General features: G+C 68.3%; 19 protein-coding genes and 1 tRNA gene. 10 read left to right on the forward strand and 10 right to left on the reverse strand.

The genetic code is table 11. The features are described 5' to 3' along the window. Positions 1-7: 7 nt before the first annotated feature. From QFZ76_RS14175 to QFZ76_RS14205, 7 genes are all read left to right on the forward strand, one after another. Positions 8-496 (forward strand): PaaI family thioesterase, encoded by a 489-nt coding sequence (locus QFZ76_RS14175; RefSeq protein ID WP_307674060.1) that lies wholly within the window; start codon positions 8-10, stop codon positions 494-496. Between the two features lie 819 nt (positions 497-1,315). After that, complete coding sequence (locus tag QFZ76_RS14180) at positions 1,316-1,990, forward strand: hypothetical protein (protein WP_307674061.1); 675 nt, start codon at positions 1,316-1,318, stop codon at positions 1,988-1,990. A 226-nt stretch (positions 1,991-2,216) separates the two neighbouring features. After that, complete coding sequence (locus QFZ76_RS14185; protein WP_307674062.1) at positions 2,217-3,443, forward strand: branched-chain amino acid ABC transporter substrate-binding protein; 1,227 nt, start codon at positions 2,217-2,219, stop codon at positions 3,441-3,443. Between the two features lie 134 nt (positions 3,444-3,577). Next, positions 3,578-4,507, forward strand: coding sequence for a branched-chain amino acid ABC transporter permease (locus QFZ76_RS14190; RefSeq protein WP_307674063.1), 930 nt, complete (start codon positions 3,578-3,580; stop codon positions 4,505-4,507). Between the two features lie 5 nt (positions 4,508-4,512). Next, positions 4,513-6,303, forward strand: a complete 1,791-nt coding sequence (locus tag QFZ76_RS14195) for a branched-chain amino acid ABC transporter permease (protein ID WP_307674064.1) — start codon at positions 4,513-4,515, stop codon at positions 6,301-6,303. Positions 6,304-6,308: 5 nt separating this feature from the next. Continuing rightward, the gene (locus QFZ76_RS14200) at positions 6,309-7,169 is read left to right on the forward strand and encodes an ABC transporter ATP-binding protein (protein ID WP_307674065.1); all 861 of its coding nucleotides are present in this window, start codon (positions 6,309-6,311) and stop codon (positions 7,167-7,169) included. Beyond that, complete coding sequence (locus tag QFZ76_RS14205) at positions 7,166-7,882, forward strand: ABC transporter ATP-binding protein (RefSeq protein ID WP_307674066.1); 717 nt, start codon at positions 7,166-7,168, stop codon at positions 7,880-7,882. The genes QFZ76_RS14200 and QFZ76_RS14205 overlap by 4 nt, the downstream gene beginning before the upstream one ends. 85 nt (positions 7,883-7,967) lie before the next feature. Here QFZ76_RS14205 and QFZ76_RS14210 read toward each other — a convergent pair whose 3' ends face one another. Continuing rightward, complete coding sequence (locus tag QFZ76_RS14210; RefSeq protein WP_053748470.1) at positions 7,968-8,624, reverse strand: ANTAR domain-containing response regulator; 657 nt, start codon at positions 8,622-8,624, stop codon at positions 7,968-7,970. Positions 8,625-8,726: 102 nt separating this feature from the next. On the opposite strand from QFZ76_RS14210, the gene QFZ76_RS14215 reads away from it, so the two are divergent. Continuing rightward, positions 8,727-8,800, forward strand: a tRNA-Leu gene (locus tag QFZ76_RS14215). A 106-nt stretch (positions 8,801-8,906) separates the two neighbouring features. Beyond that, positions 8,907-9,680, forward strand: a complete 774-nt coding sequence (locus QFZ76_RS14220) for a transcriptional regulator (RefSeq protein WP_307674067.1) — start codon at positions 8,907-8,909, stop codon at positions 9,678-9,680. A 7-nt stretch (positions 9,681-9,687) separates the two neighbouring features. On the opposite strand, the gene pyk is transcribed toward QFZ76_RS14220, so the two are convergent. Together pyk and QFZ76_RS14230 are read right to left on the reverse strand one after the other, a co-directional pair. Further along, positions 9,688-11,124 (reverse strand): pyruvate kinase, encoded by a 1,437-nt coding sequence (gene pyk, locus QFZ76_RS14225; RefSeq protein WP_307674068.1) that lies wholly within the window; start codon positions 11,122-11,124, stop codon positions 9,688-9,690. A 158-nt stretch (positions 11,125-11,282) separates the two neighbouring features. Then, a complete protein-coding gene (locus QFZ76_RS14230; protein ID WP_307674069.1) occupies positions 11,283-11,996 on the reverse strand; it encodes an SIMPL domain-containing protein in 714 nt (237 codons plus the stop codon). A 138-nt stretch (positions 11,997-12,134) separates the two neighbouring features. Here QFZ76_RS14230 and QFZ76_RS14235 point away from each other — a divergent pair, with 138 nt between their 5' ends. Next, positions 12,135-13,940, forward strand: coding sequence for a 5'-nucleotidase C-terminal domain-containing protein (locus QFZ76_RS14235; protein WP_307674070.1), 1,806 nt, complete (start codon positions 12,135-12,137; stop codon positions 13,938-13,940). Positions 13,941-14,028: 88 nt separating this feature from the next. Here the strand turns inward: QFZ76_RS14235 and QFZ76_RS14240 are convergent, their stop codons facing one another. From QFZ76_RS14240 to QFZ76_RS14270, 7 genes are all read right to left on the reverse strand, one after another. After that, on the reverse strand, positions 14,029-15,447 hold the full coding sequence (locus tag QFZ76_RS14240; protein WP_307674071.1) for a lysine N(6)-hydroxylase/L-ornithine N(5)-oxygenase family protein: 1,419 nt from the start codon (positions 15,445-15,447) through the stop codon (positions 14,029-14,031). Next, positions 15,444-16,940, reverse strand: coding sequence for an aminotransferase class V-fold PLP-dependent enzyme (locus QFZ76_RS14245; protein WP_307674072.1), 1,497 nt, complete (start codon positions 16,938-16,940; stop codon positions 15,444-15,446). The genes QFZ76_RS14240 and QFZ76_RS14245 overlap by 4 nt, the downstream gene beginning before the upstream one ends. Positions 16,941-17,111: 171 nt before the next feature. Further along, positions 17,112-18,065, reverse strand: coding sequence for an IS481 family transposase (locus QFZ76_RS14250; RefSeq protein WP_307674073.1), 954 nt, complete (start codon positions 18,063-18,065; stop codon positions 17,112-17,114). Positions 18,066-18,184: 119 nt separating this feature from the next. After that, a complete protein-coding gene (gene pepN / locus QFZ76_RS14255; protein ID WP_307674074.1) occupies positions 18,185-20,680 on the reverse strand; it encodes an aminopeptidase N in 2,496 nt (831 codons plus the stop codon). Between the two features lie 56 nt (positions 20,681-20,736). Further along, a complete protein-coding gene (locus QFZ76_RS14260) occupies positions 20,737-21,288 on the reverse strand; it encodes a two-component system response regulator (RefSeq protein WP_307674075.1) in 552 nt (183 codons plus the stop codon). Positions 21,289-21,428: 140 nt separating this feature from the next. Then, positions 21,429-21,794, reverse strand: a complete 366-nt coding sequence (locus QFZ76_RS14265; protein ID WP_307674076.1) for a chorismate mutase — start codon at positions 21,792-21,794, stop codon at positions 21,429-21,431. Positions 21,795-21,805: 11 nt separating this feature from the next. Next, positions 21,806-22,696, reverse strand: a complete 891-nt coding sequence (locus tag QFZ76_RS14270) for an AraC family transcriptional regulator (RefSeq protein ID WP_307674077.1) — start codon at positions 22,694-22,696, stop codon at positions 21,806-21,808. Positions 22,697-22,739: the final 43 nt, after the last annotated feature.

Genomic DNA, 22,739 nt, shown 5'->3' on the forward strand with positions numbered 1-22,739 from the left:
GGGCGCCATGGGCGAGCAGCAGCACGTGAAGTTCCCGCAGAAGGTCATCGACGAGTACGCCGCACTCGGGGTGGACCTTCCCGCGCTGTTCTCCGCGGGGCACCTCGGGACGCGGATGGGCGTGCAGATCGTCGAGGCGTCGGCGGAACGGGTCGTCGGCACGATGCCGGTCGAGGGGAACACCCAGCCGTACGGACTGCTCCACGGAGGCGCCTCCGCCGTGCTCGCCGAGACGCTCGGGTCGGTGGGGTCGATGCTGCACGGCGGCAGTACGAAGATCGCGGTCGGCGTCGACCTCAACTGCACGCACCACCGGGGGGCGCGGTCGGGACTGGTGACCGGCGTCGCCACGCCTGTCCATCGCGGACGCTCCACGGCAACGTACGAGATCGTGATCACCGACGAGACAGGCCGACGCGTCTGCACCGCCCGCCTCACCTGCCTCCTGCGGGACGTCTCACCGACCGACGAGGCCAACATGCGCGCGGCAGGCTGACGCGGGCGGAGTTCAGCTACCGCGCGCTTCGGGTCACCCCGCGCGGCTGCGGACGCCCCTGGGGGCTCCGCCCCCAGACCCCCGACCTATGCCCACCCACCACCCGACTCGGTAAGTCAACAGGTGAACGTCACACCTGGGGGCTGCGCCCCCAACGGGTGGGTGGGGGCTGGGGATGCCCTCTATCCACCGCCCGACTCGGCCGCGCGAGAGACGGGCCTCACCCCAGCCGCTGCACCCCAGCGGGTGAGCGAGGGCCAGGGATGGACTCAATCCACCGCCCGGTTCGGTGGAGCCAGAAGCGGGCCTCGCCCAAACTCTGCACCCCAACGGGGGCATGGGGGCCAGAGACGGGCTCCATCACCGCCCGACTCGGTGAAACCACAGGCGCACCTCGCCCCTGGGGTCGCGCCCAGCGGGTGAGCGGGGGCCAGGGATGGGCTCAGGCGCAATTCACCGCCCGACCCGGTTGGTTGAGAGGTGAGGGTTTCGGTCTGGGGACTGCGGTCAGAGTGGGCTTCTGCCCGACACTCGACTCGGAGGGCCGACCGGTGGGCTGAGGGAACAGCCGCAAGCCGCACGCTCCCGCAGTCGCGTACGGCGGGAAGGGGACGTGTCGGGGGGTGTCCGCCCGCAGCGGTTGGCGCGTCCACGCCGGTACCTCCCTGGCCGACCGATTTCGCGCCGTTCCGAGGACGGACACCCCCCGGCGCGGCCCCGACCCCCACACAACCGAAGGCGCTACGCGCACCCCCACCCACCCCGCACAGGCCGCCGCAGGCATCCGCACACCACACCCCCGCCCGCTACCTTGCCCTCATGACCGGCACCGGCCCCGTCGAACCCGGCAACTCTCCCGACTCAGGCGGCAGTTACGACGTCGTCGGCGTCGACGCACCACGCCTCACCGACCGCTTGAGCGCGCGCTGGCACACCTTCCCCCCACGCACCCGCAAAGCCGCCCTCGCCTCAGCCCTGACCGCCGCCGCCGCAGCCGGAGTCCTCCTCGCCCCCACCCCCGGCGGACCCGACCGGCCCGACCCCACCCCCTGGCCGGCCAACGTCACCACCTGGCACTACCTGGGACCCGCAACCCCCACCACCCCCACCACCCCCGCCGCCCCCGGCCGTTTCCGCTTCGCGGTCTCCGTCGGCAAAGGGCCGCCCGTGACGCTCCGCGTCAACGGCACGTCCTCCCCCGGCCTCCACGCCCACACCACACCCGAACCGGAATTCAGCGTTAAAACCGGGACAACTCGCACAATCGCCGTCGAAATCAACGTTTCCGACTGTTCGGGCCTGCCCCTGAATGCCGATCTTCCCTTTCTTGACGTAACGCTGCGTAACACGCGTGCAATACAGCGCCACAGTTTCATCTTCGGCGGCGCGTTCTCCCGCGATCTCTCCGAGCTCCTCCACACCGCCTGCGCCCCACCCACCGCACGACCGGCCCCACTGCCAACCGGAAGTGCGGGTTCTCAGAATGCGGACTAAGCGGAAACTCCGCCAAACCGTCCGAGAGCCCACTTCCGGGAAGCGATCCCTTCATCACGTCATAACAAGAAAGTCACAAGCCAGCCTACGACGATGCCCCTGCCTACACACCGGGCTTAGAGTCACGGCCAGTCACCGCTCCATCGGGAGTTCGGTACCAGCGCGGCACCCGCCGCCCCCACAGGGATGGCAGTGACTGCGGAAAGGACTGATTGTGCGACGTTCCATGGTGATACTTACCTCCGTCCTCGCGACTGGAGCTCTGACGCTCACCGCTTGCGGCTCCCGTGACGAAGGCGGCGACAGTAGCGACAACGGAGACGGCACCACCCTGACGATCGGCGTGGACGCCCCGCTCTCCGGCGAGAACTCCACCACCGGCCTCGGCATCCAGTACGGCGCCCAGATCGCCGTCGACGACGCCAACAAGAACAAGCTCGTACCCGGCGTGACGTTCAAGCTGAAGGCCTACGACGACAAGGCGCAGCCCGCCACCGGCCAGTCGAACGCCACCGCGATCACCGGCGACAAGACCGCCGTCGGCGCCGTCGGCCCCCTGAACTCCGGCGTCGCCCAGACCATGCAGCAGGTGTTCGCCTCGGCCGACATGGTCCAGATCTCCCCCTCGAACACCAACCCCGAGCTGACCCAGGGCAAGAACTGGCAGACGGACAAGAAGCGGCCGTACCCCACGTACTTCCGCACCGCCACCACCGACGAGCTGCAGGGCAGCTTCGCCGCCGGCTACGCCTACAACAAGCTCAAGAAGAAGAAGGCGTTTGTCGTCGACGACAAGCAGACCTACGGCGCCGGCCTGGCGAAGATCTTCAACGAGCAGTTCAAGAAGCTCGGCGGCACGGTCGTCCAGACCGACCACGTCAACACCGGCGACAAGGACTTCGGCTCCCTCGTCACCAAGATCAAGAACTCCGGCGCCGACCTGCTCTACTACGGCGGCCAGTACGACGAGTCCGCGCTGATCACCAAGCAGATGAAGGACGGCGGCGTCAAGATCCCGCTGTTCGGCGGCGACGGCATGTTCGCCTCCACCTACATCGAGACCGCCGGCACCTCCGCCGAAGGCGACCTCGCCACCTCCGTCGGCGTCCCCGCCGACACCCTGCCCGCCGCCAAGACGTTCATCGAGACGTACAAGGCCAAGGGCTACAAGGGTGACTACGGCGCCTACGGTGCCTACGCCTACGACGCCACCACCGCCATCATCAAGGCCGTGAAGGCCGCCGTGGACGCCAACAACGGCGATGTCCCCTCCGACATCAACAAGCTGCGCTCCAGCGTCGTCGACGAGGTCCAGAAGTCCGACTTCGAAGGCATCAGCGGCAAGGTCGCCTTCGACCAGTACGGCGACACCACGAACAAGCAGCTCACCGTTTACCAGGTCGAAAAGGGTGCCTGGAAGGCTGTCGAGACCGGCACCGCCGACCTCGGCTGACCAAGGCCCCAGCACACCTCACCACGGGCCGCGCGGAAGGGGACCCCGACCGCGCGGCCCGTTTCCACACCCACACCACCCCCACCCGGCACGCATCCAGTGCACACGACCACCAGCGACATGGAGGCCATGCGGTGAACACCCTGCCGCAGCAGCTGGCCAACGGGCTGCTCCTAGGCTCGATGTACGGGCTCATCGCCATCGGCTACACGATGGTGTACGGCATCGTCCAGCTCATCAACTTCGCGCACGGCGAGATCTTCATGACCGGCGCCTTCGGCGCGCTCACGGTCTACTTCTACGTCCTCCCCGACGGCACGGCGATGGCCATCGCCGTCCCCCTGATGCTGATAGGCGGCGCCATCGTCGCCGTCCTCATCGCCGTCGGAGCGGAACGGTTCGCCTACCGACCACTGCGCGGAGCACCACGGCTAGCACCGCTCATCACCGCCATCGGCCTCTCCCTCGCGCTCCAGGAGGTCGTCCGAAACTTCTACCCCGGTGCCGACCGCGCCCGCGCCTTCCCCGGCCTCGACGCCACCCACGACATCGGCTCCATCACCATCAAGGACGCCGACATCTTCCTGGTCGCCGCCGCGATCATCTGCATGTCCGGCCTCGCCTTCTTCGTCCGCAAGAGCCGCACCGGCCGCGCCATGCAGGCCACCGCGCAGGATCCGGACACCGCACAGCTCATGGGCATCGACACCAACCGCATCATCGTCATCGCCTTCGCCATCGGCGGCCTCTTCGCCGCCGTCGCAGCTGTGGCGTACGGCCTGAAGTACGGCAACGTCGACTACCGCATGGGCTTCCTCATGGGCCTCAAGGCGTTCACCGCCGCCGTCCTCGGCGGCATCGGCAACATCTACGGCGCCATGCTCGGCGGCATCGTCCTCGGCATCGCCGAGACCCTCGCCTCCGCCTACATCGACGGCATCCCCGGCATGCAGCAGCTCGGCGGCCAGAGCTGGGCCAACGTCTGGGCCTTCGCCCTCCTCATCATCGTCCTCCTCGTGAGGCCACAAGGCCTACTCGGCGAACGCGTCGCGGACAGGGCGTGATCACGATGACCGACATCACCAAAACCACCCCCGCCACCCGCGGCCTCATCCCCCTCCCGGAAGCCGCCGCCCGCGGCCTCCTCCTCGGAGGCGGCATAGCCACCGCCGCCTCCGCCTTCCTCGCCTGGACCTGGACCTCAGAATTCCCCGGCGACCTCACCATCAACGGCTACCCCGGCGGCCTGCAATGGCTCACCTTCACCGCCGGCCTCCTCACCACCCTCTTCGCCCTCGCCCTCTACGGCGTCCGCGGCCTCGGCTGGCTCCTGCCCGCCCGCAACAACGCACCCCTCGCCCTCGCAGCCCTCGGCGGCCTGGGCACCACCTGGTTCACCGTCATCGCCATCGCCAACAACCTCGGCGGCGTCGTCAACCTCGAACCCGGCGGCTGGATCGCAGCCATCGCCTCCCTGCTGCCCGTCCTCGGCGCCTTCGCCCTCCCCCAAGAAGGAGTCGGCAAGGACAGCACCAAGGAAAGCCTCAAGGCGTACATCACCAAGCCCGACGCGATCCCCGCCCCCCAGCCCCTCACCCCCTGGCTGGAACGCGCCGTCATCACCCTCGCCACCATCCTCGGCCTCGCCGTCTTCACCTACGGCATCGACACCGAGTACGGCGAACTCTTCATCGGCTACCTCTTCGTCGTCGTCTTCTTCACCTGGGCCCTGCACACCGCAGGCATCATGGACCGCTTCTCCCGCCTCGTCGCCCACAACCGCAGCTTCACGCTCGCCATGGGCTTCCTCGCGGCCATCGCGTTCCCCTTCACCCAGACCGACGACCACTACGCCAACATCGGCGTCAACATCCTGATCTTCGGAACCGTCGCCCTCGGCCTCAACATCGTCGTCGGCCTCGCCGGACTCCTCGACCTCGGATACGTCGCCTTCCTCGGCGTCGGCGCCTACACCGCCGCCCTCGTCTCCGGCTCCGAGTTCTCCACCTTCTCCGGCGTCCAGTTCCCCTTCTGGGCCTCCGCCCTCACCGGCGCCGCCGCCAGCCTCATCTTCGGCGTCCTCATCGGCGCCCCCACCCTGCGACTGCGCGGCGACTACCTCGCCATCGTGACCCTCGGCTTCGGAGAGATCTTCCGCATCGCCGTCAACAACATGGACGGCGACTCCGGCCCCGACATCACCAACGGCCCCAACGGCATCCCCGCCATCCCCGACCTGAACTTCTTCGGGTTCAACATGGGCCAAGCGCACGACATCGGCGGCTTCACCCTCGGCCGCTTCGCCAACTACTACCTGCTCATGGTCCTCATCATGGCCATCGTCGTCCTCGTCTACACCCGCGCCGCCGACTCCCGCATCGGCCGCTCCTGGATCGCCATCCGCGAAGACGAGACCGCCGCCACCGCCATGGGCATCAACGGCTTCCGCGTCAAGCTCATCGCCTTCGCCCTCGGCGCCTCCCTCGCCGGCCTCGCCGGCACCGTCAGCGCCCACGTCACCTACAGCGTCGTCCCGACGCCGTACCAGTTCGCCGGCTCCACCCCGCCCAACTCGGCCTTCCTCCTCGCCGCAGTCGTCCTCGGCGGCATGGGCACGGTCGCAGGCCCCATCCTCGGCGCCGCACTGCTCTACCTGCTGCCCGAGAAGCTGGTCTTCCTCCAGGACAAGTCGCTGCTCGCCTTCGGTATCGCGCTCATCCTCCTGATGCGCTTCCGCCCCGAAGGCATCATCGCCAACCGGCGCAACCAACTCGAGTTCCACGAAACCGGCCAACTCGACGTACCAGAACAAACGACGTTGACCGACGAACCGGCCACCGTGACCAAGGCGGGGGCGTGACCATCATGACGACACCAGTACTCGAAGCCCGTGACGTCACCATGCGCTTCGGCGGCCTCACCGCCGTCCGCTCGGTGGACTTCACGGTCAACGCCGGCGAGATCGTCGGCCTCATCGGCCCCAACGGCGCCGGCAAGACGACCTTCTTCAACTGCCTCACGGGCCTGTACATCCCCACAGAGGGAACGGTCTCGTACAAGGGCACGGTCCTCCCTCCCAAGCCCCACCTGGTCACCCAGGCCGGCATCGCCCGCACCTTCCAGAACATCCGCCTGTTCGCCAACATGACGGTCCTCGAGAACGTCCTCGTCGGCCGCCACACGCGGACCAAGGAAGGCCTCTGGTCGGCACTCCTGCGCGGCCCCGGCTTCAAGAAGGCGGAAAAGGCCAGCGAAGAACGAGCCATGGAACTCCTCGAGTTCATCGGCCTCGCCGCCAAGCGCGACCACCTGGCCCGCAACCTCCCCTACGGCGAACAGCGCAAGCTCGAGATCGCCCGCGCACTCGCCTCCGATCCCGGCCTGCTCCTCCTCGACGAGCCGACCGCCGGCATGAACCCGCAGGAGACGAGGGCCACCGAAGAACTGGTCTTCGCCATCCGCGACATGGGCGTCGCCGTCCTCGTCATCGAGCACGACATGCGCTTCATCTTCAACCTGTGCGACCGCGTCGCCGTCCTCGTCCAGGGCGAAAAACTCGTCGAAGGCACCTCCGAAGTCGTCCAGGCCGACGAACGCGTCATCGCCGCCTACCTGGGCGAACCCTTCGAAGGCGACCCCGGAGCCGCGGAGGCCGCCGAAGTCGCCGCGGCCGAGGCAGGAGCCGAAGCGCAGAGCACCACCAGCACCAAGGGAGAAGCCCAGTGAGCACACTGCTAGAGGTCGAAGACCTCCGGGTGTCCTACGGCAAGATCGAAGCCGTCAAAGGCATCTCCTTCAGCGTCGAAGCCGGCCAGGTCGTCACCCTCATCGGCACCAACGGCGCCGGTAAGACGACCACCCTGCGAACCCTCTCGGGACTCCTGAAGCCGACCAGCGGAAAGATCATCTTCGACGGCAAGCCCCTCACCGGCGTCGCCGCCCACAAGATCGTCGCCCTCGGCCTCGCCCACTCCCCCGAAGGCCGGCACATCTTCCCCCGCCTCACCATCGCCGAAAACCTCCAACTCGGCGCCTTCCTCAGGAACGACAAGGCAGGCATCGAAAAGGACATCCAGCGCGCCTACGACCTCTTCCCCATCCTGGGAGAACGCCGCAAGCAGGCCGCCGGAACCCTCTCGGGCGGCGAACAGCAGATGCTGGCCATGGGCCGGGCCCTCATGTCCCAGCCCAAGCTCCTCATGCTGGACGAGCCCTCCATGGGCCTCTCCCCCATCATGATGCAGAAGATCATGGCCACCATCTCCGAACTCAAGTCCCAGGGCACGACGATCCTCCTCGTCGAACAGAACGCCCAGGCAGCCCTCTCCCTGGCCGACCAAGGCCACGTCATGGAGGTCGGCAGCATCGTCGTCTCCGGCACGGGACAGGACCTGCTGCACGACGAGTCCGTACGCAAGGCATACCTCGGCGAGGACTAGAACGCGCCCTTCGCTGTACGACGAGGCCCGCGCCCCCGAATCGGGGACGCGGGCCTCACTCGTGTTCTGGAACGGGTCCCGGGTGTCAGCCCTTGCCGTTCTTCTTCTCGTCGGCATCCTGAATGACCGCCTCGGCAACCTGCTGCATCGACATCCGACGATCCATCGACGTCTTCTGGATCCACCGGAACGCGGCCGGCTCGGTCAGCCCGTACTCCGTCTGCAGGATCGACTTCGCACGGTCCACCAGCTTGCGGGTCTCCAGACGCAGAGTGAGGTCCGCGACCTCGTTCTCCAGCTCCCTGAGCTCCGTGAACCGGGACACGGCCATCTCGATCGCCGGCACGACATCACTCTTGCTGAACGGCTTCACGAGATACGCCATCGCACCGGCGTCCCGAGCACGCTCGACGAGGTCGCGCTGCGAGAAGGCGGTCAACATGAGCACCGGGGCGATACGCTCCTCGGCGATCTTCTCCGCCGCGGAGATCCCATCCAGCTTGGGCATCTTCACGTCAAGGATCACGAGGTCCGGCTTGTGCTCGCGGGCAAGCTCGACGGCCTGCTCGCCGTCACCGGCCTCGCCTACGACGCTGTAGCCCTCTTCCTCCAGCATCTCTTTCAGATCGAGGCGAATCAGCGCCTCGTCCTCGGCGATGACGACACGGGTCGTCAGCGGAGGCACGTGCGACTTGTCGTCGTCGGGCGCGTCTACGGGCTGGGGCGACTCGGGGGCGGTCACGGGGGCTCCTTGGTACGGGGCAGGTCACTGCTTGCCCTGAGCCTACCTAGCTCCTGTATGTTTGATGCACCGAGGGGATACACTAACCTTCGGTTCGAAGAGGCTCCGGTAGTCCAATCGGCAGAGACGATACCCTCAAAAGGTATTCAGTGTGGGTTCGAGTCCCACCCGGGGCACTTAACCTTCAATTCGAAGGAACCCAATCAAAAGCGGATGTTCCCGTTCTCGTGAACATCCGCTTTTTGCTGCATGTCGTCATGGCCAGTCACACAGAGTGGCCACATGTACGACATGGGTACACGCAAGCGAGCTCTGGCTCTCGTCGCTCAAGGGCGCAGCCTGAACTCCGTGAGCAAGGAGCTCGGGGTCTCCCGATTCGCAATCCGCTCCTGGCAAGCACGCATCGAGCCCCTCCGACGCACTGGCCGACCGTGCCCGCGATGCCAGGACACACCTGGGCCGCCCGAATCGCCTGCGGCCTACGCCTACCTATTGGGCCTCTATCTTGGCGATGGCTGCATCAGCCTCCACCTGCGTGAGGTCTACTTCATGCGCATCGTGCTGGACAACGCCTGGCCGGGCGTGATCGACGAGTGCGAAGCCGCAATGCGTTCTGTCCGCCCCAACAACAGCGTGTGCCGCGTCAAGAAGCAAGGCTGTGTCGCCGTGACCGGGTCCAGCAAGCACTGGCCGTGCCTCTTCCCCCAGCACGGCCCCGGCAAGAAGCACGACCGCACCATCGCCCTCGAACCCTGGCAGCAAGCCATCATCGACGCGCACCCCTGGGAATTCATCCGCGGCCTCATCCACTCGGACGGCTGCCGCATCACCAACTGGACGACCCGCCTCGTCGCCGGTGAGCGCAAGCGCTACGAATACCCCCGGTACTTCTTCTCCAACAAGTCCGACGACATCCGGAAGCTCTTCACCAATGCCCTGGACAGGGTGGGTGTCGAATGGACAACCCTCGCTCGCGGCAGCGACCCCTTCAACATCTCCGTCGCCCGCAAAGCCTCGGTCGCCCTCATGGACACCCACGTCGGCCCCAAGCACTGAACCGGAACTACCTGGGGCTGTCGTCCTCCCCGATGTGATGCACCCGGACCAGGTTCGTCGAACCGGAGACGCCGGGCGGGGAGCCGGCGGTGATGACGACCGTGTCGCCCTTCTCGCAGCGGCCGTACTTCAGCAGCAGCTCGTCCACCTGGTTGACCATCGCGTCGGTGGAGTCGGCGTGGGGGCCGAGGAAGGTCTCCACGCCCCAGGTCAGGCTGAGCTGGGAGCGCGTCGCCGGCTCCGGGGTGAAGGCCAGCAGCGGGATCGGCGAGCGGTAACGCGACAGGCGGCGGACCGTGTCGCCGGACTGGGTAAAGGCGACGAGGAACTTGGCGCCCAGGAAGTCGCCTGTCTCGGCTGCCGCTCGGGCTACGGCTCCGCCCTGCGTGCGTGGCTTGTTGCTGTCGGTCAGGGGTGGGAGGCCCTTGGCGAGGATGTCTTCCTCGGCCGCTTCGACGATCTTCGCCATGGTGCTGACCGTCTCGATGGGGTATTTGCCGACGCTGGTCTCGCCGGACAGCATCACGGCGTCCGTGCCGTCGATGACCGCGTTCGCCACATCGCTGGCCTCGGCCCTTGTCGGGCGCGAGTTCTCGATCATCGAGTCCAGCATCTGAGTCGCGACGATCACCGGTTTGGCGTTGCGCTTCGCCAGCTTGATCGCGCGCTTCTGGACGATCGGGACTTGTTCCAGCGGCATTTCGACGCCGAGGTCGCCGCGCGCGACCATGATGCCGTCGAAGGCGGCGACGATGTCGTCGATGGCGTCGACGGCCTGGGGCTTTTCGACCTTGGCGATGACCGGGAGGCGGCGGCCTTCTTCGTCCATGATGCGGTGGACGTCGTGGATGTCGCGGCCGCTGCGGACGAAGGAGAGGGCGATGACGTCGAAGCCGGTGCGCAGGGCCCAGCGGAGGTCGGCTTCGTCCTTGTCGGAGAGGGCGGGGACGGAGACGGCGACGCCGGGGAGGTTGAGCCCTTTGTGGTCGGAGACGATGCCGCCTTCGACGACGGTGGTGTGGACGCGGGGGCCGTCGACGTCGGTGACTTCGAGGCAGACTTTGCCGTCGTCGACGAGGATGTGTTCGCCGGGGGTGACGTCGGTGGCGAGGCCGGAGTAGGTGGTTCCGCAGGTCTGGCGGTCTCCCTCGATGCCTTCTTCGACGGTGATGGTGAAGGTGTCGCCGCGTTCGAGGAGTACGGGGCCTTCGGTGAAGCGGCCGAGGCGGATCTTCGGGCCTTGAAGGTCGGCGAGGAGGCCGACGCTGCGGCCGGTCTCGTCGGAGGCCTTGCGTACGCGGTGGTAGCGCTCGTCGTGTTCGGCGTAGGTGCCGTGGCTGAGGTTGAATCGGGCGAGGTCCATTCCGGCGTCGACCAGTCCTTTGATCTGGTCGTACGAGTCGGTGGCGGGGCCCAGGGTGCAGACGATTTTTGCTCGGCGCATGTTTCGAGCCTAGAGCTTACTGATGGGTAGGGAATTGGTCGTACGTGTCTGCTCAACGACCTTTGGGTGAAGCGCTTTTGACAAGTGTTGAATTGTGCGCCGGGGTGCTCTGATGAGCATTTCGGGTGCACCCCGACGTTTTCTTATGACAATTACTTTTACAGCTGTGGCGGGGCCATGGTGAAGCGGGCGTTGACCTGGGCGTGGACGCGTTGCCGCTGGGGTTCGAGGTCGAGGGGGGCGGCGGCGGTGTCCTCGGCGGCGTAGGCGGCGGAGCGCATGCGGCTGCCGGCGGCGGCGGGGTAGACCGGGGTGTTTTCGGCGCCGATGTCGGCCAGCTCGACGAGGGCTGCGAGGGTCGTTCCGAGTGCTTCGGCGTACTCTCTCGCGCGCTGGACGGCTTCTCGTACCGCCTGTTGCCGGGCCTGGCGGTGGGCGGGGGAGTCGGGGCGCAGCGCCCACCAGGGGCCGTCGACTCGCGTGAGGTCCAAGTCGGCGAGTCGGGTGGTGAGTTCGCCGAGGGCGGTGAAGTCGGTGAGTTCGGCGGTGATGTGGACGCGGCCGTGGTAGGCGTGGATGCGTTCGCCTCGGCCGTGTTCTTTGAGTTGTGGGGTGATGGAGAAGGAGCCGGTCTCCAGTCGTTCCACTGCGTCGCCGTAGGTTTTGATGAGGTCGAGGGCGGTGGTGTTGCGGCGGGTGAGATCGTCGAGGGCGGCTCGGCGGTCTTTGCCGCGGGAGGCGACGGTGACGCCGATGCGGGCGATTTCGGGGTCGACTTCAAGGTGTGCTTCGCCGCGGACGGCGATGCGGGGTGCGTCGGGGGTGCCGTAGGGGACGGCGGGTTGGGGCTCCTCGGATGGTGGGGTGGTCATACGCCCCACTCTGTCACTTCTTACCTGGTTGACGCCCCGGCTGGTCACCAGATCGAAACCTGCGGGGTCTGTTGTCGTGCGGCATGTCCGGGTCAGAATCTACGCGCGTTGTTGACCTTTCCCCGAGGAGTACCAGACATGCCGTTGAACCGTCGGAAGTTCCTGAAGAAGTCCGCTGTGACCGGTGCGGGTGTCGCGCTGGCCGGTTCGGTGGCGGCTCCGGCGGCGCAGGCTGCGGAGGCGAAGAAGGGCTCCCGGCCTGCGAAGCGGTACTCGCTGACGGTGATGGGCACGACCGACCTGCACGGTCACATCTTCAACTGGGACTACTTCAAGGACGCGGAGTACACCGACGCGAAGGGCAACGCGCAGGGTCTGGCCCGGGTGTCGACGCTGGTGAACCAGGTCCGCAAGGAGAAGGGCCGTGGCAACACGCTGCTGCTGGACGCGGGTGACACGATCCAGGGCACTCCGCTGACGTACTACTACGCGAAGGTCGACCCGATCACCGCGGAGGGTGGTCCGGTGCATCCGATGGCGGCGGCGATGAACGCGATCGGGTATGACGCGGTGGCGCTCGGCAACCACGAGTTCAACTACGGCATCGAGACGCTGCGCAAGTTCGAGGAACAGTGCGATTTTCCGCTGCTGGGTGCGAATGCGTTGGACGCGAAGACGCTGAAGCCGGCTTTTCCGCCGTTCTTCATGAAGACGTTCCGGGTGAAGGGGGCGCCGCCGGTGAAGGTGGCGGTGCTGGGGCTGACGAACCCGGGTATCGCGATCTGGGACAAGGCGTATGTGCAGGGGAGGTTGACGTTCCCGGGGCTTGAGGAGCAGGCGGCGAAGTGGGTGCCGAGGCTGCGGTCGATGGGTGCGGACGTGGTGGTCGTGTCGGCGCACTCGGGTTCGTCCGGTACGTCGTCGTACGGTGACCAGTTGCCGTATGTCGAGAATTCGGCGGCGTTGGTGGCGCAGCAGGTGCCGGGGATCGACGCGATTCTGGTCGGGCACGCGCATGTGGAGATTCCGGAGCTGCTGGTCACGAACGAGAAGACCGGTAAGACGGTGGTGCTGTCGGAGCCGTTGGCGTATGCGGAGCGGTTGTCCCTGTTCGACTTCGAGCTGGTTTTCGCGAAGGGTCGTTGGGCGGTCGAGTCGGTGTCGGCGTCGGTGCTGAACTCGAACGCGGTGGCCGACGATCCGAAGATCACGAAGTTGCTGAAGGACGACCACGATGTCGTGGTGGAGTACGTGAACCAGGTGGTCGGTACGGCCACGGACACGCTGACGACGGTGGACGCGCGGTACAAGGACGCGCCGATCATCGACCTGATCACGAAGGTGCAGGAGGACGTCGTCAAGGCGGCGCTGGCGGGTACGGAGTATGCGTCGGTGCCGGTGATCGCGCAGGCGTCGCCGTTCTCGCGTACGTCGGAGATTCCGGCCGGTGATGTGACGATCCGGGATCTGTCGAGTCTGTACGTGTATGACAACACGCTGGTCGCGAAGTTGATGACGGGTGCGCAGATCAAGGCGTACCTGGAGTACTCGGCGGAGTACTTCGTGCAGACGGCGGCGGATGCGGCGGTCGATGTGGAGAAGTTGACGAACGCCGGTGGTCGTCCGGACTACAACTATGACTATGTGTCGGGTCTGACGTACGAGATCGACGTCGCTCAGGCGGCGGGTTCGCGGATCAGGAACGTGTTGTACAACGGTGCGGCGCTGGCTGACGCGCAGCAGTTCGTGCTGGCGGTGAACAACTACCGTGCCAATGGTGGCGGTGCGTTCCCGCATGTGGCGTCGGCGACGGAGGTGTGGGCGGAGTCGACGGAGATCCGGACGCGGATCGCGGAGTGGGTGACGGCGAAGGGTGTGCTGGACCCGAAGGACTTCGCGTCGGTGGACTGGAAGCTGACGCGGGGCGGTACGCCGGTCTTCTAGGTCTGCGGGGCTCTGTGTGTGAGGGGCTCTGTGTCTGAAGGGCGTCTGAGGGGCGGTGGGAGGGTTTCTCCCGCCGCCCTTTGTCGTTCTACCGGCCTTCGATCAGGGGGGTGAGGGCCTGTGGTTGTCGGGCCGGGGGGATGTGGGGCCGGTTTTCCAGGCCGAAGGTGGTGAAGGCGGTGCGGGTGGGGAGCGGGTAGGGCTCTTTTCCGGTCAGGGAGTTGAGGATGGTGGCGCTGCGCCAGGCGGCGAGGCCGAGGTCGGGTGTGCCGATGCCGTGGGTGTGGCGTTCGGCGTTCTGTACGTAGGCGGTGCCGGTGACGGAGGGGTCGAGGGCGAGGCGGAACTGTTCGTCGACGCGGGGGCGTTCGCGGCTGTCGCGGCTCAGGTAGGGGTCGAGGCCGGCGAGGATGCGGTCGAGGGGGCGTTCGCGGTAGCCGGTGGCGAGGACGACGGCGTCGGTGGTGAGGCGGGTGCGGGTGTTCTGCTGGATGTGTTCGAGGTGGAGTTCGATTTTGGTGGTGGCGATGCGGCCTGCGGTGCGGACGCGGACGCCGGGGGTGAGGACGGCGTCGGGCCAGCCGCCGTGCAGGGTGCGGCGGTAGAGCTCGTCGTGGATGGCGGCGATGGTGTCGGTGTCGATGCCTTTGTGGAGCTGCCATTGGGTGGTGACGAGGCGGTCGCGGACGCTTTCGGTGAGGGCGTGGAAGTAGCGGGTGTAGTCGGGGGTGAAGTGTTCGAGGCCGAGTTTGGAGTACTCCATGGGGGCGAAGGCCTCGGTGCGGCCGAGCCAGTGGAGTTTCTCGTGGCCTGCGGGGCGGGCCCGGAGCAGGTCGAGGAAGATTTCGGCGCCGGACTGTCCTGAGCCGATGACGGTGACGTGGTCGGCGGTGAGGATCGTGTCGCGGTGGGTGAGGTAGTCGGCGGCGTGGACGACGGGTACGGCGGGGGCGTCGACGAGGGGTTTCAGGGGGTCGGGGACGTACGGTTCGGTGCCGATGCCGAGGACGATGTTGCGTGTGTAGGTCCGTCCTAGGGCTTCGGCTTCGCCGTCGGTGTCGAGTTGGGTGTAGTCGACTTCGAAGAGGTCGCGGTCGGGGTTCCAGCGGACGGCGTCGATCTGGTGGCCGAAGCGGAGTCCGGGGAGGTTCTGCGAGACCCAGCGGCAGTAGGCGTCGTATTCGGCGCGTTGGATGTGGAAGCGCTCGGCGAAGTAGAAGGGGAAGAGTCTCTCGCGGGCCTTGAGGTAGTTGAGGAAGGTCCAGGGGCTGGTGGGGTCGGCGAGGGTGACGAGGTCGGCGAGGAAGGGGACTTGGATGGTGGCGCCTTCGATGAGGAGGCCGGGGTGCCAGTCGAAGGTGGGGCGTTGGTCGTAGAAGACGGTGTCGAGTTCGGTGAGGGGGTGGGCGAGGGCGGCGAGGGAGAGGTTGAAGGGGCCGATGCCGATGCCGACGAGGTCGCGGGGTGCGTCGGGCTCGTGGTGTGGGGGGTGGGGCGTCCGGCTCATCGGGGTGTGGTTCCTTCCACGGGTTCTTCGACGGGTTCTTCGAGGAGTTCTTCGACGAGTTGCAGGAGCCCGGCCAGGTCGGCGGGCCGGGTGTGGGGGTTGAGGAGGGTGGCCTTGAGCCAGAGGCGGCCGTCGAGGCGGGCGCGGCCGAGGACGGCTCGGCCGCGGGTGAGGAGCTGTCGGCGTACGGCGGCGACGGTGTCGTCGGTGGCTCCTGCGGGGCGGAACAGGACGGTGCTGATGGTGGGCCGGTCGTGGAGTTCGAAGGCGGGGTGGTCGTCGACGAGGGCGGCGAAGGTGTGGGCGTGGTCGCAGACCTGGTCGACGAGGGTGCCGAGGCCGGTCCGGCCGAGGGTTTTGAGGGTGACGGCGATCTTGAGGGCGTCGGCGCGGCGGCTGGTGCGCGGGGAGCGGCCGAGGAGGTCGGGCAGGCCGGCTTCGGTGTCGTCGTCGGCGTTGAGGTAGTCGGCGCGTTGGTGGAGTGCGGCGAGGTCGTGGGGGTGTTTGACGGCGAGGAGGCCTGCGGCGATGGGCTGCCAGCCGAGTTTGTGCAGGTCGAGGGTGATGGTGTGGGCGGCGTCGAGGCCGGTGAGTTTGGTGCGGTGGCGGTCGCTGAAGAGGAGGCCTGAGCCGTAGGCGGCGTCGATGTGCAGGCGGGCGTGGTGGGCGTGGCACAGGGCGGCGATGTCGGGGAGGGGGTCGATGAGTCCGGCGTCGGTGGTGCCCGCGGTGGCGGCTACGACGACGGGCCCGGGGAGGGTGCTGAGGGCGTCGGCGAGGGCGGCGGGGTCGAGGGTGCCGGCGGGGGCGGGGACGACGACGGGGTCGGGCAGGCCGAGCAGCCAGGCGGCGCGGGGCAGGGAGTGGTGGGCGTTGGCGCCGTGGAGGAGGCGGATGCCGGGGCCGTGGGTTTCGCGGGCGAGGAGGAGGGCGAGTTGGTTGGATTCGGTGCCGCCGGTGGTGATGAGGGCGTCGGGGCGGGGTGGGTTCTGTGTGGTGCCGACTGCGGGCCGGTGGGGGCTGGTCGCGCCCTGCGGCGGAGCCGCATGGTGACCCAGCCCCGCGCCGCTGGGTGTCTCTCCGTAGACCTCGTTCGCGAGTGCCCGTGTTACCAGCGCCTCCAGCTCCGACGCCGCCGGTGCCTGGTCCCATGAGTCCATCGAGGGGTTGAGGGCGGACGCGGCGAGGTCGGCGGCGGTGGCGACGGCGAGGGGTGGGCAGTGGAGGTGGGCGGCGCAGTGGGGGTGGGCGGGGTCGGCGGCGCCTTCGGCGAGTGCGTGGACGAGGCGGCGTAGGGCGTCGGGGTCGCCGTGGTCCGGCAGTACGTTCCCCACGGCGTCGCGTACGCGTGCGGCGACGGTGTCGGGGCCGCCGGCGGGGAGGGGGCCGCGGCGGGCGCGGGTGCCGTCGCGCAGGGCGTCGAGCACGGTGTCGAGCAGGGGCCGTAGGGCGTGGGGGCCTTGGGGGCCCGAGGCGAGGCTCGGTGTGCTCATGGGTGGTCCTCCGGGCGCTGGGCAGAGGGAGTTCCAGCTTGTACGCGAATGCGTGATCGTGCCCGAAAAGCCCAACGAACCGAACCCGAAAGAAGGTACGTCCGTGCGGGGAGAACGTGTCGGGGCACGGCCGATCGGTAGGAGTCGGCCGTGCCCCGGGGGTGGTGCGGTCTAGGTGTATTGCCCTGAGAGGTTGGGGACGCGGCTGGCGGGTGGTTGGCCTTTCAGCGCGGTGTGTCCGCGGTGGTGATTGTAGGTGTGCAGCCAGTCGGGGAACGCTTGGCGTCGTTCGGTCTCTGAGTGGTAGGGGCGGGCGTAGGCCCACTCGTCGAGCAGGGTGCGGTTGAAGCGTTCGACCTTCCCGTTGGTCTGCGGCCGGTAGGGCCGGGTGCGCTTGTGGGCGATCCCGGCTGCGGTGAGCAGGTCGCGCCAGTCTCGTGAGCGGTAGCAGGAGCCGTTGTCGGTCAGGACCCGTTCGACCGTGATGCCGGCCTGGGTGAAGAACGCCTGGGCACGGGTCCAGAAGCCGGTGGCGGTCTCCTTCTTCTCATCCGCGTGGATCTCGCTGTAGGCCAGTCGGGAGTGGTCGTCGACGGCGGTGTGGAGGTAGCTGTAGCCGGCGTTCGGGCGGTTCTTGCGTCCTGCTTGGCGGCCCAGCACTTTGTGTCCGCCGCCGTCGGGGATGTTGCCGAGCTTCTTGATGTCGACGTGCACCAGCTCGCCGGGACGTTCACGTTCGTAGCGGCGTATGACGCGGCCGGTGGCCCGGTCCAGGTGGGTGAGGCGGGCCAGGCCGTAGCGGGTCAGCACACGGTGAACGGTCGAGGGCACCAGGTGCAGCAGGTGCGCGATGCGGGCCGGTCCCCAGCGGCGCAGGACACGGACCTTGATGATGCGCCGCTCGGTGCGGGTCGGCGTCCTGCGCGGGCTGGTACGCGGGCGGCTGGAGAGGTCGCTCATGCCTGCTTCGCCGAACGTCCGGTAGCGGTCGGCCCAGCGCTGGGCGGTGGTCGGCGAGACCTGGAAGCGTTCGGCAGCCCGGCGCAGGGGCCAGCCGTCCTCGACCACGCAACGGGCCAGGCGCAGTCGTCCGGTCTCGGTCAGGGGTGCATTACGGTGGGACACGAGGGCCTTTCGGTCGGTGTCGACGTCGCAATCCACACCGAACTCGAAAGGCCCTCACCTGTTCAAGATCCCTCAGCTGAGACCTGCCTCACCGTCCACAACCTCCCGGGACAGAACACCTAGGCCTCGTGTACCCGCAACGCGCGTGCCAGGTCGTCGAGTTGGTCGGCCAGCTTGCGGCGCAGTGCCGGGATCGGTGCGTCGTCGCTCAGACATGCCTCGCCGAGGCGGAGTGTCTCGGTGTCGACGGCGTGGGCCGGGAAGGCCCAGCGGCCGGCGGCTTCGGCGATGGCGGGGCCGCGGCGGGCGGCGAGGGTGACGACGTCCTGGAAGTAGCGGGGGACGTACTGGCGTACCAGGTCGGCCTGTTCGGGTTGCCAGAAGCCCTGGGCGGTGGCGGTGAAGAGGTAGTTGGAAAGGGTGTCGTCGGTGAACATCGCCTCCCATGCCTGTTGCTTGGCTGCTTCGTCGGGCAGGGCGGCGCGGCAGCGGGCGGCGCCTTCGCGGCCGGTGGCGCTGGGGTCGCGCTCGAGTTCGGCGGCGATGGCGGTCTCGTCGGTGGCGCCGAGGACGGCGAGGCGGGCCAGGACGCGCCAGCGTAGTTCGGGGTCGAGTTCGGGGCCGCCGGGGGCGGTGCCGTCGGCGAGCCAGGCGGCGATGGTGTCGGGGTGGGCGGCGACGTCGATGAAGTGGCGTACGGCGATGAGGCGCAGGCCGGGGTGGTCGCCGTCCTCGGTGCGGCGGATGAGGTCGCGGCACAGGGCGGTGAGGGAGGCGAGTGCGGCGGGCCGTTGGTCGGGGTTGAGGTAGCGGTCGGTGACCTGGGCGGCGGCGAAGGCGAGGACGCCTTGCACGATGGCGAGGTCGGTCTCTCGCGGGAGGTGGGTGCGGGCGGCTTCCAGGTAGGCGCCGGGGGCCAGTTCGCCGTCGCGTACGGAGTCGCGCAGGGCGTTCCACACGACCGCGCGGGTCAGCGGGTCGGGCAGGCCGGAGAGGCCGGAGTGGACGCTCTGGAAGGACTGGGTGTCGAAGCGGATCTTGGCGTAGGTGAGGTCGCCGTCGTTGAGGAGGAGGAGTGCGGGGCGTTTGCCGATGGGGTGGGCGGTGGTGTGGGGGAGGTCGAGGTCGAGGCGTTCGCGCAGGACGAGGTGGCGGCCTTCGTCGGCGACGTCCTGGTCGTAGAGGCCGACGGCGATGCGGTGGGGGCGGCTGCCGGTGCGGTCGACGGTGAGGGTGCAGGTGCCGTCGTCGCCGGGGGTGATGCGGGGGGTGAGGGTGTCGACGCCGGTGGTGCGCAGCCAGGTGTCGGCCCAGGCGTGGACGTCGCGGTCGGTGCCGGCGGCGAGGGAGTCGATGAAGTCGGCGAGGGTGGCGTTGGCGAACCTGTGGCGGACGAAGTGGGTGTTGATGCCGGTGAGGAAGTCCTTCTCGCCGAGCCAGGCGACGAGTTGCCGCAGGGCGGAGGCGCCCTTGGCGTAGGAGATGCCGTCGAAGTTGAGCAGGGCGGAGGCGGTGTCGTCGACGGCCTCCGGGGCGACGGGGTGGGTGGAGGGGCGCTGGTCGGCTTCGTAGCCCCAGGCCTTGCGGCTGACGCCGAAGTCGGTCCAGGTGTCTGTGAAGCGGGTGGCTTCGGTGAGGGTCTGGTAGCCCATGTACTCGGCGAAGGACTCGTTGAGCCAGATGTCGTCCCACCATCGGAGGGTGACGAGGTCGCCGAACCACATGTGGGCCATCTCGTGGGCGATGACCATGGCGCGGGTCTGGCGTTCGGTGTCGGTGACGGCGGAGCGGTAGACGAACTCGTCGCGGAAGGTGACGAGGCCGGGGTTCTCCATGGCGCCGGCGTTGAACTCGGGGACGAAGGCCTGGTCGTAGGAGTCGAAGGGGTAGGGCTCCTCGAACTTCTCGTGGTAGCGGTCGTAGCACTGCTTGGTGATCTCGAAGAGCTCGTCGGCGTCCGCGTCCAGGTGGGGGGCGAGGGAGCGGCGGCAGTGGATGCCGAAGGGCAGGCCGCGGTGTTCGGTGCGTACGGAGTGCCAGGGGCCGGCGGCGACGGCGACGAGGTAGGTGGAGATAAGGGGGGTGGGGGCGGCCTGCCAGCGGCCTTCGCCGAGGTGTTCGGTGATGCTGTTGGCGAGGACGGTCCAGTCTTCGGGGGCCTTGAGGGACAGGTCGAAGACGGATTTGAGGTCCGGCTGGTCGAAGGCGGCGAAGACGCGTTGGACGTCGTCCATGAACAGCTGGGTGTACAGGTAGGTTTCGCCGTCGGTGGGGTCGGTGAAGCGGTGCATGCCCTCGCCGGTGCGGGAGTAGCGCATGGCGGCGTCGACGCGCAGTTCGTGTTCGCCGGGGGTGAGGTTCTTCAGGGGCAGCCGGTTCTCGTCAAGGGTTTCCGGGTCGAGGGGGTGTCCGTCGAGGGTGACGGAGCGCAGCTGGGCCGGCTTGACCTCGACGAAGGTGTCCGTGGCGTCCTGGTCCGCGCGGACGGTGAACCTGATGACGGTGCGGGAGTCGAACGTGTCGTCCCCGCAGGTCAGGTCGAGGTCGATCGTGTAGCGGTGGACGTCGAGGAGTTTGGCTCGGGTCTGCGCTTCGTCGCGCGTCAGTACGGACATGCAGGACATGCTGCCTGATGGCGCTGACGTGGCACAGGGGCGGATTGGTACGCGCCTTATGTCCGGTCCTGTTCGAGTTCCCCGGTGTGCGCCCCTTGGCCGCGTTGGGTGGGGACGCGGGCGTCCGGGTGGGGCAGGGCGGGGCGTGGGGGGTGTTCGCCGGCTTCGGTGTGGTCCTTGACGAGGGCGCGGAGTTCGCGGACCTCGTGTTGGAGGGCGAGGTGGCGTTGGTGGGTGTCGAAGAGGTAGCGGACCTTGGTGCGCAGGGCCCAGGGGTCGATGGGCTTCATGACGAGGTCGGCGACGCCGAGGCCGAAGGCGGTGGCGGTCAGTTCGTGGTCGGCGCCGAAGCCGGTGAGGAGGATGACGGGTATGTGCTGGGTCTGTTCGACGCGGCGCATGTAGCGCACCACGTCGAGGCCGCTGACGCCGGGCATGCGTACGTCGAGGAGGAGGAGCCCGACCTGGCCGCGCAGTACCTGTTTGAGGGCTTCGTCTCCGCTGGTGGCGCGGCCCAGTCGGTAGCCCAGCGGGGCCAGGGCGCTTTCCAGGGCGTACAGCGTGTCCTCGTGGTCGTCGACGATGAGGATCCTGGCATCCGACGGCATGGCCCGACGTCCCTCCCTCGTGGACAGACCAGCCTACGACCGCGCACTGACGCGGAGTGCTCGTCGGCTGACAAGGAGTGCACAGCGCAGCATGCCTCTCGCGGGGCCCTGTGTCACGTCCCTGGGGGCATCGGGGGAGGTCAATTCGCCAGGTGTGTGGTTCCGTTGACGGCGTCCTCGGCGATGCGCTCGTGGTGTCTGATCACTTCGGCGATGATGAAGTTCAGGAACTTCTCAGCGAAGGCCGGGTCGAGTTTGGCGTTCTCGGCGAGGGTGCGCAGGCGTTCGATCTGCCGGGACTCGCGGGCCGCGTCGGCGGGCGGCAGTTGGTGTCTGGCCTTGAGGTGGCCGACCTGCTGGGTGCACTTGAAGCGTTCGGCGAGCATGTGGACGACGGCGGCGTCGATGTTGTCGATGCTGTCGCGGAGCCGGGCGAGTTCCTCGCGGACGGCGGGGTCGACGTCGCCGGTTCCGTTGTTGCTGGTTCCGTTGTTGCTGGTGGTCATGGGCGTCCACATTACGGGGCGGGCGCGCGCTCGATCATGGGTGGATCGTCCGGATCCGGTACCTGGTTGCTCCAGCCGCCGGGAACGACGCGGCTCTCCTGGGCGCGGAAGCGGACGGGGGCCATGCCGACGCGGCGGGTGAACAGGCGGGAGAAGTAGGCGGGGTCGTCGTAGCCGACGCGGCGGGCGACGGCGGCGACGGGCAGTTCGGTGGCGGCGAGGAGTTCCTTGGCGCGGCCGAGGCGGATGCCCAGGAGGTAGTCCTTGGGGCTGCAGCCGGCGCCGCGGCGGACGGCGGTGCGCAGTTCGGCGGTGGTCATCCGGTGCCGGGCGGCGTGGTCGGCGACCGACAGCGGTTTGAAGGCGTCGCGGGCGAGGGCCTTGAGGACCGGGTCGCCGTCGGGGGCGAGGTCGGCGCGGGCGCGGCGCAGGGCGACGAGGAGTTCGTGGACGGCGGCGCCGGTCTCCACTTCCAGGAGGGGGTTGTCGCGGCGGGCGGCGCGGGCGATGCGGGCGATGACGGCGCGTGGGCCGGTGGCGTCGGACAGGGGGACGACGGGGCGGTCGGGTTCGATGTAGCCGAGTTCGGTGTAGGTGGCGGTGGCGGGCCCGGTGAAGCCGACGAAGCCCTCGTCCCAGCCGGCGGCGGGGTCGGGCGCGTAGTGGTGGGGGACGCCGGGGGTGAGCCACAGCAGGGCGGGCGCGGTGACGGTGGTTCGGCGGCCGTCGGGGGCGAGGTACCAGCCGCTGCCGGTGCTGATGACGACGGCGACGTGGCTGTCGAGGGTGCGGGGGCCGACGGTGGGCAGCGCACCGTACTGAAGGCCGACGCCGAGGCAGACGAGGCCGAGCCGGTGGTGGGCGGGGCCGGGCGTGAGGAACCGCATCCAGGTGTGGTACATCGGCGGTCCTCCGACGGTCGTACTTGTGTCCAAGCAGCGCCGA

Source organism: Streptomyces sp. V4I2 (assembly GCF_030817655.1).
Classification (GTDB): Bacteria; Actinomycetota; Actinomycetes; order Streptomycetales; family Streptomycetaceae; genus Streptomyces; species Streptomyces plumbiresistens.